Genomic DNA, 17,193 nt, shown 5'->3' on the forward strand with positions numbered 1-17,193 from the left:
TTTAATTATATTTACTAGAATTAATTAAACATAGTTATTTTTGTAAGTTACACAGATTACTAAACATTACCGATTTAATTACGTGATTCTCATAAACCAAAATTTTTTAATAATCTTTCTAAATTTATTAGTAATTTACTTTCTGAAATTATTGTTGTTTTACCTAAAAATTTCAAAAAATTATAAGCACTTAATCCTTGAGGAAAATTTTCTATATTCAAAGAATAACCTAAACTATTTTTTGAAAAAGTTGTTCCCGCTTTATAGCCATTAATGGTAATTAATCCTTCGTAATTACTTTTTGGAATAGCACCAATAATTGATTTTAACAGTACTGATTTACCACTTCCTGAACGGCCAACTAAAGCATGAATAGTTCCTTCAAATACAGTAAAGATAATATTATTCATGTGAAATTTCTTAAATTTTTTACTATAGTTTTGAACATTAATTAAAATTTTATTTTTATCATTTGTTTAAATACTCTCCTAACTAACTTATCCAATATTCTTTTTTAAGAAAAAACAAAATGATAAGAAAAATAAAACAATACACAATACACCGTAAAATAAACTAACAATCAAATTATTTTGTATGCTTGTAGTATTATTAACATCAATTTTATATTCGCTATTTAAATGAAAAGTAAAATCAGGATAACTAAAATAAAGTATTTTTTTGAACATTAAAATCAATACTTGATAAAGCTAATGGTTTAAATCAAAAATTACCATAACATCCCATATAATTTGTTCACATTTGGTTTCAGTGCTCAATAAAATTAAAATAGTTAATCAAAGTATATAAATTCATATTATTTTTAAATGCAATAAAATTTTCATCATTTAAAACTTTTTCTGATTTAACTTGATAATAAATTCATATTTGATTATAAATGTAATCTTCCACAGTTCTTAATAAAATATAAATTGGATTAAAAAAAGTGTAACCCATCCAATAAACTAATTTGTCATTCAGTCAGTGCTTTAATTTGTTGTGGTATAAATGCTGGTATTTGTTCGATTGTGAGTGCTTGTATTTGTTCTTTAGTAAATATTTCAATTTGTTTGATTGTGAATGCTTGTATTTGTTTTTTAGTAAATCAAGAAATCTTATCTTTTGTGAATACTGCTATATGCGTTTCTGTAAATTGTGGTATTTGTTTTTTAGTAAATCAAGAAATCTTATCTTTTGTGAATACTGCTATATGCGTTTCTGTAAATTGTGTGGTATTTGTTTTTAGTAAATCAAGTGATTTGTCAAACAGTAAGTGCTGCTGCTTGTTCGCTTGTGAGTGCTGGTATTTGTTTTTTGGTTAATGCTTTTATTTGTATTTCTGTAAATGATGCTATTTGTTTTTTTCTAAGTCAAGTAATTTGTAAGTTTGTGAATCATGATATTTGTTTTTTGGTGAATCAAGAAATTTGTAAAGTAGTAAATGATTCTATTTGTTTTTTTGTCAATGATTGAATTTGTAATTTTGTCAATATTTGGATTTGTTCAATGGTGAATCAAGTAATTTGTCATTCTGTAAATGCTTGTATTTGTCTTGGTGTTAAAATTACTATTTCTTCAGTTGTCAATCTCTGTAATTCTTTTTTTGTGAGTATTTCAATTTCATGTGTAGTTAATTTATTTATATTTTGTAGATTTATATCTTTTTTTTCTTCATTTATTTTAATAAATAGTACTTCTCTTTTCATTTTATTTATGAAATGTGGTTTATATGTATTTATTGATTTATTAAATAAAACCTTTGATAATTCTTGTGATTTTAGAAAATTTTGATATATTTCTTCAAGTTTGTTTTTATGTTTTTGGATAGGATTTGTTCAATTATTAATTTGTATACTGATTAGGTTTAATGAATTATTATTAATAGATTTTGTTAGTTCGTTTGAAAAATTAAGTAAAATTTTCATTTTTTTATTTTTCCTTTCAATGATATAAATTAAAACATAAAAACTCATTTACTTTAAATTAAGCAATGAGTTAAAAAACTTTTATAATTTTTTAATAATTATTATTATATGTGTTAATTATATTTGAGTTTAAAGAAAATACAACGAAAATGATATTTTAAAGGTTTTAAATTATTTTTAGTAATATTTAATTTTGAAGGATAGTAGTTATGTGATAAAATTTCAAACATATACTAAAAAAACATTATAATTAAATATAAAAATATAATTAAATATAATTTAATTATTTAAAGCATTATATTTATAGTCTACTTTAAATAAAGTATTTTATTAAATGATTGATTTAGGAGTAAGCAATGAATAAAAATTGAGCTATAGGTTTAACTAATTTAACTTTAACCCCAATAATGGAACAACAATTAAGTCAGTATTATAAAATTTTAATTGCTGAAAATAAAAAATATAACTTAACAACGATCATTGAAGAAATGGAAGTTTATTATAAACATTTCTATGATTCTCTTTTAATTAGTAATAATATCATTTTGGAGGATCAAAATATTTGTGATGTTGGTAGTGGTGCTGGTATACCAGGAATAATTTTAAAAATTTGTTTTCCCAAATTACAATTAACTATTATTGAATCAAATACAAAGAAATATCAATTTCTAAAAACAGTAATTACTGAACTAAACTTAGAAAACGTTTATATAATTAATCAAAGAGCAGAAACATTTGCTCATCAATATCGTGAAACATTTGATATTGTAACAGCAAGAGCATTAGCACCACTAAATATTTTAAGTGAATTATGTTTAGGATTAGTTAAAGTTGAAGGATTATTTATTGCTTATAAGGGTCTTAAAGTTGAAGAAGAACTTGCGTTGGCACAAAATAGTATTAACACAATGGGTGCAAAGTTAATTAATCAATTTACTGTTCAATTACCAAACAACTATGGTCAAAGAACAATCCTTCATTTTCAAAAATATAAATTATGTGCTTTAAAATATCCAAGACCTTATCAACAAATTAAAAGTAAACCTTTGTAAATAATATTAATTAAAATTAGTGTTAAACTTAATTAGTAGGATAAAATATTAGTCTATTAATTTAGAAAGGTAATTATTATGGGCAAAATTATTGCAATTGCTAATCAAAAAGGTGGAGTTGGAAAAACAACTACTGCTACTAATCTTGCTGCAGGTTTAGGTATAAAAAATAAAAAAGTGTTACTTATTGATTTGGATCCACAAGGTAGTGCTACTATTTCAATGGGTTTTGCTGCTGATAAAGTTGAACAAGATATATATGATGTTTTAGTACATGATGTTCCATTGGAAAAAGTAATTAAAACTGAAGTTTGTCAAGGAGTAGATTTATTACCATCAACCATTTCTTTGGCGGGAGCCGAAATATTTTTATTAGAGCAATCTCGTAATAAAAGAAATATTTTATTAGAAAAATTAGAACACGTAAAGGAAGTATATGATTTTATTATTATTGACTGTCCACCTAGTTTAGGATTAGTTAATCGTAATGCTTTAGCTTCAGCTAATTCAGTTATTATTCCATTGCAAGCTGAGTTTTATGCATTAGGTGGTTTGGTACAATTATTATCTACTATTCGTTTAGTACAACAATTATTTAATCCCAATTTAGAAATTGAAGGGATTTTATTAACTATGGTTAATATTAGAACAACTTCTTCTGTTGAAGTTATCAAAGAAATTCAAAAAAATTTTAGAGAAAAAGTTTATAAAAATTATATTCCAAGAAATGTAACTCTAAGTGAAGCACCAAGTCATGGTAAAAATATTTTTAGTTATCGGCCACGTTGCAGTGGTGCTATTGCTTATCAAAGTTTAGTGAATGAGGTGTTAAATAATGTCTAATGATAAAAAAAATCGTATTTCTGCTAAAGGCTTAGCATCAATTTTTGGTGAAGGTTTAAATGATTTGATAACTAACATTGAAAGTTCACCAGAAATTGCTAAAACTTTTTCACAAACTATTTCTCTTGCAAAAATTATTCCTAATCCATATCAACCGCGTGTAGTATTTAATGAACAAGAAATTAAAGAACTAAGTGATTCAATTAAAATTCACGGTTTAATTCAACCAATTATTGTTAAAAAAACGATAACAGATGGTGTTTTTCAATTAGTTGCTGGTGAGCGTAGAACTAAAGCTGCAAAATTAGCAGGTCTAACAGAGATCTCTGCAGTAACTATTGAAGTAACAGATCAACAATTAATGGAATTTGCTTTGATTGAAAATATTCAACGTGTTGATTTGAATGCTTTTGAAGAAGCACAGGCATATCAAACTTTAATTAGTAAAATGAAATGAACTCAAGAACAACTCTCACAAAAAGTTAATAAATCACGTAGTCACATTGCTAATACTTTACGAATTTTGCAATTGCCAGTAGAGATTTTACAAATGCTTCAACGCAATGAATTAACAATGGGTCATGTTAAACCGTTATTAAGTTTAGGCACTAATCTTAATTTAATGGTAACTATTGCTAAAAGGGCATATAGTGAACAATGGAGTGTTCGTAAGGTTGAAGATGTTATTAAGATGCAACAATTAAGTTTAAATCAAAAACAAAATGTTAATAAAAAGTCAGATCTTCATTTAGTAGCATTAGAAAATACTTTATCAAGAACTTTAGATACTAAAGTAAAAATCAATAAAAAACAACTAATCATCAATTATAGTAATCATAAAGAATTAAATCGAATTTTAGAATTTTTAAAATTAATATAAATTTAAAATGAGTATAAATGTTTTAAAACATTTATACTCATTTTTTATCTTGTAAATTTATTTTATGATATTTCTCTAAAAGGAAATATTAATCCTGAATTAGTATAGATAATTAAGTTTGTAATAAAAACAAATAAGATAGACAAACCAATTACAATTTTACTTATACCTAGTATGATTAATAACTTTTTTGATATATCATGAGGATAAGTTAAAAGTTTCTTTTCCATATTTTCCTCCTAAAAGTTATATTTATTTTTAAGCCTTACTTATTTATAATTATATACTATTGTAAAAGTTTTTATCATTATATTTGATGTTATAATGTTATTTAAAATAATTTATTTTAACATTGAAAGGAAAATTAAATATGCCAGAAAAAGATAAGAATACGTTATTTAAACGTATTATTTTTAGAAAATATAAAGATGAAATTGATTGAGTAAAAATGATTAATTGTTTGTTTAAAAAAAGAAAAATTTTTGAAGAAGATGTAGCAATTTTAACCGAGTTATTTAATGAAAAAAATAATGATTGATTAAAAAAGTTTAATATTTCTGAGGAAGATGCAGTAATTTTAACTAAATTATTTAATCAAAAAATTAATAATTGATTAGAAAAAGAACAAATTTCTGAAGACAATGTATTGGATTTAACTGATTTGTTTAATGAAAAAATGAATATAAATGATGAAACTACTAAAGTTATTGAAATTGCTAAGTTACTTAAAAAGGCAGAAGATTTAAATAGTATACATGAAATATTAGATGAACTTCCTCCACGTTATTTTCTTGTTGATAACTGAGAAGATACTGATGAAGAAGATATTGAAAATGAAAGTAAAATAATGACTTCAGAAAATAGCTGTTTAAATAAAGAAAAAATTGTATCTATTTCCAATAGTCAAAAAGCATTTTCTGGATGGGTTACACTTTATTGGACACTAATTACGTAGACAAGTGAACAAATTAGTTAAAAGAAAGAAAATATAATTATGGCCAATATTAACTCATATAATGATGAATTTAAAAAACAAATAGTATCTTTATATCAAAATGGCAAATCAGTATCTTGCCTTGCTAAAGAATACAACGTTACAAGAGCAGCTACTTATAAATGAATTAAGCAATTTACAAATTCAGGCAGTTTTAAAACTAAAGATAATCTTTCGGATTTAGAAAAACAATTAATTCAAGCAAATAAAGAATTAAAACAATTAAGAATGGAGAATGATATTTTAAAGCAAGCAGCACTAATAATAGGCAGAAAGTAGAGATTATTACAAATAATAAATCTAAATATAAAATTCGTCCAATTTGTCGTTTTTTAAAACTTTCTAAATCAACATATTATTTTAATTTAAAGAAAAAAGAAGATAAAATCAAAAATAATATGTATGATGAAGCTGTTATTAGTGCTTTTAAACAAAATAAAGAAGTTTATGGAACAAGAAGATTAAAAGTCAGTCTAGAAAATAAAGAAATTTATTTATCACGCAAAAAAATTAAAGAAATTATGAATCAGCATAATTTAATATCAAAATACACTAAATTATCATTTAAAAATCATCATAACAAAGTCAATGATAGCCAAATAAGCAATCTTGTGAATAGAAACTTTAATAATAGGCTTAAAAATGAAGTTATTGTTAGTGATTTAACTTATGTTCAAGTTAATGGTAAGTGAAACTATATTTGCTTATTAATCGACCTATTTAACCGCGAAATTATTGGACATAGTGTGTAGGTACTAAAAAAGATGCATCATTAGTATATCAAGCATTTATGCAATCAAATCGCTGTTTAAAAGATATTCAAATATTTCATAGTGATCGCGGTAATGAATTCAATAATAAAACTATTGATAAACTTTTATTAGCATTCAATATTACCCGTTCTTTAAGCAAAAAAGGTTGTCCTTATGATAATGCTGTTGCTGAAGCAACTTTCAAAACTTTCAAAACTGAATTTATTAATGATAAAAATTTTACATCATTAATCCAATTAAAATTAGAATTATTTGATTATATCAATTGATACAACAACATACGAATCCACAGCACTTTAAACTACCTAACTCCAGTTAAATATCATGAAAAAATGTCTACCAAAAAATAGTCCTAAAAAGGGTTGCCATTCCATGATACGATGTAATCATATAAGTAAAAGAAACAGGTGTATATTATATGTTAACTGCTGGTATCGTTGGTTTACCTAATGTAGGTAAATCAACATTATTTAAAGCCATTACCAATTCACAAGTATTAATTGAAAATTATCCTTTCGCTACTATAAAACCAAATATTGGTAGCGTTCCAGTCAATGATTCAAGAATTTTAAATTTAATAAAAATCTTTAATCCACAAAAAGTTGTACCAACAATTTTAGAATTACATGATATTGCCGGACTTGTCAAAGGTGCTAGTAAAGGTGAAGGATTAGGTAATCAATTTCTTGCTAATATTAGAACAGTTGATGCAATATGCGAAGTTATTCGTTGTTTTGATGATATTAATGTTAGTCATGTTGAAAATAAAATTGATCCAATTAATGATTTTGAAATTATTGAATTGGAATTAATGTTAGCTGATCAAGAAGTAATAAGTAAACGAAAAGAAAAAGTTTGTAAAAAATCGCAAATAACTAGAGATAAACAAGGTATTGCTGAGGTAGCTTTATTAGAAAAAATTAATAATGAATTAAACAATGGTGTTGCTATTCGTAATCAAAAGTTAAGTTCAGAAGAATTACTAATGATTAAACCTTATAATTTTTTAACTGCTAAACCAATAATTGTTATTGCTAATATTAATGAAAAAGATTTAATAACTAAAACCAATAAATATGTTGAACAATTACAACAATATATGAGCAAAAAAAATATTACTGTAATTGTTGTTTGTGCTAAGACAGAATGTGAACTTTCTGAATTAGAAGCAGAAGAAAAAAAAGAAATGTTTAAAGAGTTAAATATTTTTGAATCAGGAATTGATCAAATTGTATTAGCAACTTATAAACTATTAAATTTAGGTACTTATTTTACTGTTGGACCCAAAGAAGTTCATGCTTGAACTTTTATTAAAGGAATGAAAGCACCAGAGTGTGCTGGTATCATTCATACAGATTTCATGAAAGGTTTTATTAGACTTAAAGTTTATAATTATCAAGATATAGAATTATTGGGTAGTGAAAAAAATGTTCAGGAAAAGGGAAAAATGAGAGTTGAAGGTAAAAATTATATAGTTGAAGATGGTGATATTTGTCATTTCCTTTTTAATGTTTAGTTTTAAGATAATATTAATTATAAAAAGGTTATAGTTTTGTTATAATTAATTTGAAAATATACTAGCAAGAAAGGAAAAAATTATTATGTTAAAAAGTAATTTACAAAATCCTGATTCTGACATTCAAGAAAACAATTATGTTCCAAATAAAAAAACTAAAAAGTTTGATGTTCTTAATAAAATAAAAGTTTCAAGGGCTTTACTTTTTTGATCACCAATTGTGCAAATTATTGGTAGTATTGCTTTTTTAATACTATTAATAGTTAATGCATTTGTTGGGCAAAAAATGGGGTTTGAATTTAGTAAACTGCAATTAGCTTTATCATTATCATATGTTGGAATTGCAATTTTAGTTAGTATTATTTGTTTTATGATACCAGCAAAGAAACTTAAAAAGAAATCTTCATTTAGAATTACTGCTATTTCAACATTAATATTATCAACATTAATGTTAAGCGGTAGTCTAGTTTTTTGATCAATACCAGTATTACTATTTTTTTCATTAATATCATTAATTGTATGAATATGTGAAGTAATAGCAGCGATTATTTTAATTTTAGTAGTTGAAGAATTGCCTAATGAAAAATAAAGTAGGTGAAAATAATGAAAATTAAAGATTTAGATAATATTAAAAACAAAGAAACATATTTTATTCCATATGAACAAAAGACTAAAAATGCATATTTTGTTTATTTGGCAATATCAATAGTTCTTTTTTTATCAGTTTTTATTTTTTCTTTATTTGCTGCTATTAATGTATCAAAATATAAATTATATAATGTAAAACTTACTGATTTTAATTATCCTATTTTGAATTTATTTTATGCTCCAATTGTTTGTTTAATTGCAATTATTGTAAGTATGATTTTATTAATATTTGCTCCTAGAGTAAGTATTGTCTCTTCAAAGTATAGCAGTAGAATGTTTTATACTGCTTTTTGATTATTAATTCTTAGTGTAATGTTAAGTTCAGAAGTACAATTAACTTATATTTCACAATCTGGAATATTATATAATGAAAATTATCATTGAATTAATCCAATTATTGCAAGAATATTTATTATTTTTAGTCTTTTTTTAATTTTGATTACACAACTATTTTTTTGAATTATGCGTAGAAAGTTTACATTTATGAACTCAGATTATGAAATTTATACTACTAGAAGTATGAAAAAAAACAAAGACGAATTAGAAAACAAGAATTAAAAAAAATTAAAAAACAAGAAAAGGAATTTAGTAAAAAAACTTTGAATATTAAATAAGGGGGGCAGATTTATGAGAATTCGTAATTGGTGGTTTATTAGTTTTTATTTATTATTAAGCACATTTATTATTTATGAATTATTTTTTTTAATTGCTTTGTCAAAAAATACAGCTTTAAAAGATTTATATTATTATGGTTTTGAAATTGCAGAACCTTCACCAAGTTTTAATCCTTCAAGTTATACTGCAATTTATTATTTACCAGTAATAGGTTTAGTTGTAAGCAGTTTCGGTTTGATTAGTTGTATTTTTACGGCAAGAGTTTTTCTTGAAAAATCTCCTCGTTTTAAATTTGTATTTTTAGTTGTAAACTTTATAATTTTTGTTGTTGGATTTTTGATAAGTTTTTCTGGTCAATTGCTTTATTGTGAATGAAGTAATGATAGTGCACAAATAATACCTAATAGAGGAGGAACGATTGAAGTACCAAGCTTTTATTATAGAAATTGAGTTTCTTCAACTATTGTTTGATCAATTTTTGGTTTTTATTTTGCATTACTTGTTGCAGCAGTTATTTTATTACTTAAATTAAATTTAATTAATGTTCAAACATATCACTTTTATCGTCAACGTATTGAAGCAGCAATTGATTTTGAACCAGAATTAAAACAACCATTACCAAGTTCTAATGAATTTGATCCAAATGATACACAGACTATTACAATTTTTCTTGATGAAGAAGTAAATGAAAAATTACAATCTAAAACTAATCGTAAAAAAATAATGAAATCCTCTAAAAATAATAATAAAAAATTAAATTCTAAAAAAAGACTAATAAAGTAGAAAAAAAGTTAATAAGATTAAAAAATCTTAAATTAAATAAAGATGGTGAAAATATGAAAATTCGTGTACGATATGCACCTAGTCCTACTGGGTATTTACATATTGGTGGTGCTAGAACAGCATTATTTAATTATTTATTTGCAAAAAATAACAAAGGAGATTTTATAGTTAGAATTGAAGATACTGATTTAGAACGTAATATTGAAGATGGAATTAGTTCACAATTAGATAATTTACGTTGAATGGGAATAATTCCTGATGAAACTATTGATTTACCAGGTAAATATGGTCCTTATAAACAAACTGAACGTTTAAATATATATATTCAACATGCATTAATACTAATAAAAGAAAAAAAAGCATATTATTGTTTTTGTACACCTCAATATCTAGAAGAAATGCGTAAGAAACAAGCAGATAAAAATATTTTAGCTTTCCAGTATGATGGAACATGTTCAAAATTAGAGCAGTCTGTAATTGAAGAAAATTTACAAAATAAAATTTCATATGCTATTAGAGTTAAAATTCCCACTAATAAAAGTTATAAAATTAAAGATTTAGTTCGTGGTAATGTTGAATTTAATTCAGTAGACTTAGGAGATTATATTATTATTAAATCAAATGGAGTGGCTACTTATAATTTTGCTGTTGTTATTGATGATCATTTAATGGAAATAAGTCATGTTTTTCGTGGTGAAGAACATTTGTCAAATACACCAAAACAATTAGTTATTTATGAATATTTTAATTGGAAAATGCCAATTTTTGCCCACTTAACATTAATTGTTAATAATAAACGTAAAAAATTATCAAAACGTGATGGTAACATTATCCAATTTATTCATCAATATCGTAAAGAAGGATATTTGCCAGAAGCAATTTTTAATTTTATTGCTTTATTAGGATGAAGTTCGCATGAAGAAAAAGAAATTTATACTAAAGAACAATTAATTAAATTATTTACCCCAAAATATTTAAGTAAAGCACCAAGTATGTTTGATCCAGAAAAATTAGTGTGAATGAATAATTATTATATTAAAAGATTAAATGTTGAACAATACTTAGCTTTAGTTACACCTTTTATTAAAGAAAAATATAATTGAAATAGCAAAACTATTGAATGATGAAAAGAAGTATTATTAATTTATCAATCACAGTTAGAATATGGTAGTCAAATTAATGAATTGGCAAGTTTATTTTTTAAAAATAATTTTAAGGTAGATATAGAAGCAAAGACTTTTTTGAATGATAATGAATGTAACTTAGTTTGTACAGCATTTATTAAAAAGATTATTGATTGTAAAAATTGAACTAGTGATAATATTAAAAACATTATTAATGAAGTTAAAAAAGAAACTAATGTTAACGGTAAATTATTATTTATGCCAATTAGAATTATTACAACAGGACAAATGCATGGACCTGATTTAGTTAGCACCATTAAACTATTAGGTTATGATACCATTATTAATAATGTTAAATTAAATTTTAAATATTAAAGAAAAATAAATATTATTACTTATATAGAAAATATAATATTTGCTTTTGTTATAAATAAAAATTATAAAATTGTTCTTTTTACTCAAAATAATTACTAAAATAGAAGAAAAATTTTATATTATGTTACTATTAAAATAAAAAATTAATAATACCTAAAATTTATAAGATATTAATGAGAGGTTAAAATTTATGTCAAGCAATAATTATAAAGTAACTTTTATTCGTGACGCTATACACAAAAATATTAATATCAGCGAACCCGTTATTCAGGCGTTAATATCTTGTAAATTCAACGGGCGTATTTCAAGTCTAGTTATAATTTAATTTTCTTTAAATAAAAGATAAAATAAATTATTAATTGTTATAAATATTATAACCCTATTTAGGGTTAATGTCAAGTCTTAATATAGATTTTATTAACTTTTATAAAATAAAAATTCCTAACTATTTAGGTTTAGATTTATTAAATTTTATAAATTTAAACAAATACTTTTAATTTATTAATTCTTGCTTGTTTTAATTTTAATAAATTAAAAAATGCTTCTTTTGAATAAATTTTTGCATTATTATTAGAAATAGATTTTATTAAATGATAAACATCACTTTCTGCACTACAACCAATATTTCAAATAGCATTTTGATTTTCAATACCTTTTTTATTATTTTTAAAATATTCATATATTTTTTCATCAGCATTATTTTCTTTTAAATAATCTAATAATTTATAATAACAACCATTTAAAAATAATTCATAATAAGCATAATTTAATTTTTTATTATTTTCTTTTGTTCTTTTACCTTTTCCTACAATAAATACTTGTTTTATTTTTTGTAATGGATGTCATTTATCTACAGCATAATCAATTTTTAAATAATTAGCAGTAGATTTAAGATAAGTTGCACCATCACCCGTTAATTTTAAATTTTCATTAGTATAACCAATAAAAATATTATCTACATTAGTTATTATAGATTTACCAAATTCTTTTTTATTAATTCTTTGACCTTTTCTAGTTGATATAACAAAAATATATTTATTTTCTAAAACATGTCTATTATCAGTAGATTTATTTAAATCAAAACCAGTACTTATACTTACTGTTCTATGTCTAAATTTTCTTTTCTTTTTATTATCAATTAAATTATTATATGATTCATCTGATTGAATATAAATAAAATCAGTTGGTAATATTTGTCTTTTTTCTTGTGGTAAATCTTGTACAAATATATTTGTTGTTTTTACTCTTCTACAAATTGTTGATAAAGATATATCTATTTTTAAATTATGTTTAATTATAGGATATGTAATATTATTAAAATCAGCTTCATAAATTATTGATTTTGTTACTTGATTAGTAAATTTTTTATTTTTATCAATATTAATATATGTATCTAAGAACCTGTTTAGAATCTTTTTAATAAAACTGAAATAAATGAAAGAACAACCATTTGTAAACTAGTATTTAGTTTTCTTTCACAATTTTTTCATAATCTTCTGTATTTTTCTAATCAAGCAAAGCTTCGTTCTACAATTCATCTTTTTGGTAATACTACAAAAGTATGTAATTCATTGCGTTTTATCACTTCAACATTTGCATTTATGATTGTTTTGATTTCAGAAGCAAATTTTTCACCAGTATAACCAGCATCTACTATTATTTTTTGAACTGCAGAAAGATTTTCTTTTTCATTTTCAATCATTATTATAGCGCTATTACGATCTGTTTTTTCTGCCGTGGTTATGTAAATTGCATGTGGTAAACCTTGAGAATCAACAACAATATGACGTTTTATGCCTGAAATCTTTTTACCAGCATCATAACCTTTATTTTCAGTAGTATCTGTATTTTTAACACTTTGCGAATCAATTATACAAAAACTAGTTTGTTCTTTGCGATTATTGTTGATACGAACTTTTTTAACTAATTTTTTTTAAAATTAATTGCAATACACTAGGTTCTTTACCATTATTTTTACTTCAAATTTGAAAATAATAATATACAGTTTGTCATTTTGGAAAATTTTTTGGTAACATTCTTCATTGACAACCACTTTTTAATACATATAAAATTGCACAAAATATTTCATATAAATCTAAACTTCTTGGTTTTGTTTTCTTTTTACTATTTTCTAAAATTGATTTTATGTTTTCAAATTGTTCTTTGCTAACATTACTAGGATAATTTTTATGCATATATACCTCTTATTTTAAAATATATAATCATTTTACATTATTTTCGAAAAGATTTTAAACAGGTTCTAATGGATATAAATATTCACCAGTAATTTTATGTTGATATACTTTTCTATAAAAATCTTTTACTATTCCATACATTGATGTAAAAGTTCTTTTAGCAGTTTTAACATATTTATATTTATTTTTATCATAGTAATTTTCATACCAATATTTATCATATTTAATTAAATCATTTTTATAATCTAATAACATTTGTTTTTCATGACTAATTTTAAAATGATTATGAGGAAATTGTTCAGGAAGTAAAATCATAATATTATTCCTTTCTAAATACATGACTTTGAGTATAACAATAATTAACTGGTGAGTGTTGTAATATACTTTAGTTAAAATGTTATAATTAGTATATAAATATTGAATATAGGTGATAAATATGCCAGCAAAAAGAAAAGAATTAGGAAATTATAAAGAAAAAATAAATGAATATTTTAGAGATAATAAAAATGTACCAACTAGAATGACAAAAACTGGTTTAAATTTAGCATTAGGAATTGATAGAAAATATATATTTGATTGCCGACGCTACCAGACAAAATGACAACAAAATTTTTTAAAGGAATATGATAAAGCATGTCAAAAAATTGCTAATTATTTATTACGTAATACTATGAAAGACCCAAAATATCAATGAGAATATTTAAGAAAATGTCATCCAGAAGAATTTGATGATTTACAAAATAATTTTGAAGAAAATAACTCAAAAAGTAATATAATTATTAATCTTTGTGAACCAAGAAAAATAGAAAATAATGATTAGAAGTCTATATTATATATAGATTTTTTCTTTATTTTAAAGGGAAAAAATGATATAATTAAATAAAGTGAATATGTTAAATAACATATATAAAAGTGACCTATTAACCAAGTGAATTATTAAAATTTAATAAAAGGGAGATTAAAAGTATGAGTGATTTTACTTTTGATGAAAAAGAGAATTATAGTTTAGATGATGTTAAAAATTTACTAAAACAACATAGAAATGTAGTATATGCTGAAAGTAAAAAAAATATTGAACCTAAATTAAGTGAATATGAAACAAAAATAAAAGAATATGAAAATAAAGTTAATGAATATCAAGAAAAAGAATTATTTAATGGTTTTAATGATAAACAATTAAAAATAGTTAAATCATTAATTAATACTGAATATAAAGAACTTGATAAACATTCTGCTTTAAATAAAATAAAAGAAGATTATGCAGAAATATTTAATAATAATTTACATAATAAAGAAATAAAAAAACAAGAAATTATTAAAAATGAAGAATCTAAACAAGAGTTTTTTAATCCAAAAACACTTTTTGAATTAGATAATAATATTACATCTAAAAATGAAGAATTATTAAAAAATACAGAAGTTGTAGGAGCAAAAACTAAACAAGAAATGATTAAATTTTTAGAATTTTTATTTAGTAAATAATTAAATATTTCTCAAAAGGAGAGATATTATGGCTATTCCACAAGTTCCAACTGGTTTAATTACTGGTGGTAATAATGGAAATAAAGCAATGTTAACTGCTATGGAAGCTCAAGTAAAAGGTATACTTTATAATGATGAAAGTATGATGTTTTTAAAAGCAAGTGCAGTTGCAGAACAAATAAGTGAAATACCTGGAGCAGTAGAAGCATATTATCGTATTGCTGAACGTTTACGTTGAGGTTCAAAATATGATGTTATGACTGGTACAAATAAACAATGAACAACATTAAGAACAACTAGTGTTATTTTAGACCAAATATTAGTTATTGATTGAAGAACTGAAGATTTTGATATGAATAGATTTATGTCAAGTCCAATTCCATTAAAAGCAAATATGTTATCAATATGAGCAGAAAGTGCATTAAGAAATTATTTATTTATACAAGAAAGTATTTTTTTACAAGGTTATTAAAGATTATTGTATTGCTAAATCACAAGTAATTCCTATTAATATGTTAGAAATGACAGAAGATACAGCAAAATCAGCATTTTATCAAATTGGTGATAAAATGGATGGGTTACACTTTATTGGACACTAATTACGTAGACAAGTGAACAAATTAGTTAAAAGAAAGGAAATATAATTATGGCCAATATTAACTCATATAATGATGAATTTAAAAAACAAATAGTATCTTTATATCAAAATGGCAAATCAGTATCTTGCCTTGCTAAAGAATACAACGTTACAAGAGCAGCTACTTATAAATGAATTAAGCAATTTACAAATTCAAGCAGTTTTAAAACTAAAGATAATCTTTCGGATTTAGAAAAACAATTAATTCAAGCAAATAAAGAATTAAAACAATTAAGAATGGAGAATGATATTTTAAAGCAAGCAGCACTAATAATAGGCAGAAAGTAGAGATTATTACAAATAATAAATCTAAATATAAAATTCGTCCAATTTGTCGTTTTTTAAAACTTTCTAAATCAACATATTATTTTAATTTAAAGAAAAAAGAAGATAAAATCAAAAATAATATGTATGATGAAGCTGTTATTAGTGCTTTTAAACAAAATAAAGAAGTTTATGGAACAAGAAGATTAAAAGTCAGTCTAGAAAATAAAGAAATTTATTTATCACGCAAAAAAATTAAAGAAATTATGAATCAGCATAATTTAATATCAAAATACACTAAATTATCATTTAAAAATCATCATAACAAAGTCAATGATAGCCAAATAAGCAATCTTGTGAATAGAAACTTTAATAATAGGCTTAAAAATGAAGTTATTGTTAGTGATTTAACTTATGTTCAAGTTAATGGTAAGTGAAACTATATTTGCTTATTAATCGACCTATTTAACCGCGAAATTATTGGACATAGTGTGTAGGTACTAAAAAAGATGCATCATTAGTATATCAAGCATTTATGCAATCAAATCGCTGTTTAAAAGATATTCAAATATTTCATAGTGATCGCGGTAATGAATTCAATAATAAAACTATTGATAAACTTTTATTAGCATTCAATATTACCCGTTCTTTAAGCAAAAAAGGTTGTCCTTATGATAATGCTGTTGCTGAAGCAACTTTCAAAACTTTCAAAACTGAATTTATTAATGATAAAAATTTTACATCATTAATCCAATTAAAATTAGAATTATTTGATTATATCAATTGATACAACAACATACGAATCCACAGCACTTTAAACTACCTAACTCCAGTTAAATATCATGAAAAAATGTCTACCAAAAAATAGTCCTAAAAAGGGTTGCCATTCCATTTTAATTCTTTACATAATAATTTAAATTTATTAAAAATATCACTTAATAATCAATATTTATAATTTCCAAATTTATTAAAACCATTTTTAGGTGTACTACCAATTTCTAATTGTAATTTAAGTATTTTTTTATATAAATTATTCATTATTTATCACTCTTTCTATTTATTGCATTTTTAATTAAATCTCTTAGAACCT

The 17,193-nt window shown here is 23.1% G+C and carries 19 protein-coding genes and 2 pseudogenes; 14 read left to right on the top strand and 7 right to left on the bottom strand.

The genetic code is table 4. From position 1 onward, the window contains the following. Positions 1 to 74: 74 nt before the first annotated feature. The 3 genes from ACI2WJ_RS01745 to ACI2WJ_RS01755 form a co-directional block, all read right to left on the bottom strand. Positions 75 to 410: an ATP-binding cassette domain-containing protein gene (locus tag ACI2WJ_RS01745; protein ID WP_400254647.1), complete on the bottom strand. Its 336-nt coding sequence runs from the start codon at positions 408 to 410 to the stop codon at positions 75 to 77. 250 nt (positions 411 to 660) lie between these two features. After that, positions 661 to 954, bottom strand: coding sequence for a hypothetical protein (locus ACI2WJ_RS01750; protein WP_400254648.1), 294 nt, complete (start codon positions 952 to 954; stop codon positions 661 to 663). 230 nt (positions 955 to 1,184) lie between these two features. Further along, the gene (locus tag ACI2WJ_RS01755; RefSeq protein WP_400254649.1) at positions 1,185 to 1,922 is read right to left on the bottom strand and encodes a hypothetical protein; all 738 of its coding nucleotides are present in this window, start codon (positions 1,920 to 1,922) and stop codon (positions 1,185 to 1,187) included. 356 nt (positions 1,923 to 2,278) lie between these two features. Between ACI2WJ_RS01755 and rsmG the strand changes: the two genes are divergently transcribed. The 3 genes from rsmG to ACI2WJ_RS01770 all read left to right on the top strand — a co-directional run bounded on the left by rsmG (position 2,279) and on the right by ACI2WJ_RS01770 (position 4,697). Further along, positions 2,279 to 2,974, top strand: coding sequence for a 16S rRNA (guanine(527)-N(7))-methyltransferase RsmG (rsmG, locus tag ACI2WJ_RS01760; RefSeq protein WP_400254650.1), 696 nt, complete (start codon positions 2,279 to 2,281; stop codon positions 2,972 to 2,974). 78 nt (positions 2,975 to 3,052) lie between these two features. Then, a complete protein-coding gene (locus ACI2WJ_RS01765; RefSeq protein ID WP_400254651.1) occupies positions 3,053 to 3,817 on the top strand; it encodes a ParA family protein in 765 nt (254 codons plus the stop codon). Beyond that, positions 3,810 to 4,697 (top strand): ParB/RepB/Spo0J family partition protein, encoded by an 888-nt coding sequence (locus ACI2WJ_RS01770; RefSeq protein WP_174480208.1) that lies wholly within the window; start codon positions 3,810 to 3,812, stop codon positions 4,695 to 4,697. Before ACI2WJ_RS01765 ends, ACI2WJ_RS01770 begins: the two co-directional genes overlap by 8 nt. 62 nt (positions 4,698 to 4,759) lie before the next feature. Here ACI2WJ_RS01770 and ACI2WJ_RS01775 read toward each other — a convergent pair whose 3' ends face one another. After that, positions 4,760 to 4,927, bottom strand: coding sequence for a hypothetical protein (locus tag ACI2WJ_RS01775; RefSeq protein ID WP_400254652.1), 168 nt, complete (start codon positions 4,925 to 4,927; stop codon positions 4,760 to 4,762). Between the two features lie 140 nt (positions 4,928 to 5,067). Here ACI2WJ_RS01775 and ACI2WJ_RS01780 point away from each other — a divergent pair, with 140 nt between their 5' ends. From ACI2WJ_RS01780 to gltX, 7 genes and pseudogenes are all read left to right on the top strand, one after another. Beyond that, the gene (locus ACI2WJ_RS01780) at positions 5,068 to 5,652 is read left to right on the top strand and encodes a hypothetical protein (RefSeq protein ID WP_400254653.1); all 585 of its coding nucleotides are present in this window, start codon (positions 5,068 to 5,070) and stop codon (positions 5,650 to 5,652) included. A 39-nt stretch (positions 5,653 to 5,691) separates the two neighbouring features. Then, a pseudogene (locus ACI2WJ_RS01785) lies at positions 5,692 to 6,814 on the top strand (IS3 family transposase). Between the two features lie 68 nt (positions 6,815 to 6,882). After that, positions 6,883 to 7,980: a redox-regulated ATPase YchF gene (gene ychF, locus ACI2WJ_RS01790; RefSeq protein ID WP_400254654.1), complete on the top strand. Its 1,098-nt coding sequence runs from the start codon at positions 6,883 to 6,885 to the stop codon at positions 7,978 to 7,980. Positions 7,981 to 8,065: 85 nt separating this feature from the next. Further along, positions 8,066 to 8,569, top strand: a complete 504-nt coding sequence (locus ACI2WJ_RS01795; RefSeq protein ID WP_252319777.1) for a hypothetical protein — start codon at positions 8,066 to 8,068, stop codon at positions 8,567 to 8,569. Between the two features lie 14 nt (positions 8,570 to 8,583). Then, on the top strand, positions 8,584 to 9,186 hold the full coding sequence (locus tag ACI2WJ_RS01800; protein WP_400254655.1) for a hypothetical protein: 603 nt from the start codon (positions 8,584 to 8,586) through the stop codon (positions 9,184 to 9,186). 69 nt (positions 9,187 to 9,255) lie between these two features. Further along, positions 9,256 to 10,026, top strand: coding sequence for a hypothetical protein (locus ACI2WJ_RS01805; RefSeq protein ID WP_338958803.1), 771 nt, complete (start codon positions 9,256 to 9,258; stop codon positions 10,024 to 10,026). A 53-nt stretch (positions 10,027 to 10,079) separates the two neighbouring features. Further along, positions 10,080 to 11,525 (top strand): glutamate--tRNA ligase, encoded by a 1,446-nt coding sequence (gene gltX / locus ACI2WJ_RS01810; RefSeq protein ID WP_400254656.1) that lies wholly within the window; start codon positions 10,080 to 10,082, stop codon positions 11,523 to 11,525. Positions 11,526 to 12,930: 1,405 nt separating this feature from the next. Here the strand turns inward: gltX and ACI2WJ_RS01815 are convergent. Then, positions 12,931 to 13,720, bottom strand: a protein-coding gene (locus ACI2WJ_RS01815) for an IS5 family transposase (protein WP_400254657.1) whose coding sequence is annotated in 2 segments (ribosomal slippage) — positions 12,931 to 13,458 and positions 13,460 to 13,720 — 789 coding nt in all. Because the reading frame shifts where the segments join, the coding sequence is not laid out codon by codon here. Positions 13,721 to 13,774: 54 nt separating this feature from the next. Further along, positions 13,775 to 14,059: a hypothetical protein gene (locus tag ACI2WJ_RS01820; RefSeq protein WP_400254658.1), complete on the bottom strand. Its 285-nt coding sequence runs from the start codon at positions 14,057 to 14,059 to the stop codon at positions 13,775 to 13,777. Positions 14,060 to 14,156: 97 nt separating this feature from the next. Between ACI2WJ_RS01820 and ACI2WJ_RS01825 the strand changes: the two genes are divergently transcribed. The 4 genes and pseudogenes from ACI2WJ_RS01825 (at position 14,157) to ACI2WJ_RS01840 (ending at position 16,971) form a co-directional block, all read left to right on the top strand. After that, entirely contained in the window at positions 14,157 to 14,540 is a 384-nt protein-coding gene (locus ACI2WJ_RS01825) for a hypothetical protein (protein WP_400254598.1), read from the top strand. Positions 14,541 to 14,686: 146 nt separating this feature from the next. Beyond that, positions 14,687 to 15,202 (top strand): hypothetical protein, encoded by a 516-nt coding sequence (locus ACI2WJ_RS01830; RefSeq protein ID WP_281748665.1) that lies wholly within the window; start codon positions 14,687 to 14,689, stop codon positions 15,200 to 15,202. Between the two features lie 28 nt (positions 15,203 to 15,230). After that, a complete protein-coding gene (locus tag ACI2WJ_RS01835) occupies positions 15,231 to 15,674 on the top strand; it encodes a hypothetical protein (RefSeq protein ID WP_400254659.1) in 444 nt (147 codons plus the stop codon). Positions 15,675 to 15,848: 174 nt separating this feature from the next. Continuing rightward, positions 15,849 to 16,971 (top strand): annotated as a pseudogene (locus ACI2WJ_RS01840) (IS3 family transposase). A 2-nt stretch (positions 16,972 to 16,973) separates the two neighbouring features. Here ACI2WJ_RS01840 and ACI2WJ_RS01845 read toward each other — a convergent pair. Further along, positions 16,974 to 17,141, bottom strand: a complete 168-nt coding sequence (locus ACI2WJ_RS01845; protein WP_400254660.1) for an ERF family protein — start codon at positions 17,139 to 17,141, stop codon at positions 16,974 to 16,976. Between the last annotated feature and the right edge of the window lie 52 nt (positions 17,142 to 17,193).

The organism is Spiroplasma endosymbiont of Cleonymus obscurus, assembly GCF_964273375.1.
Lineage (GTDB): Bacteria > Bacillota_I > Bacilli_A > Mycoplasmatales > VBWQ01 > Spiroplasma_E.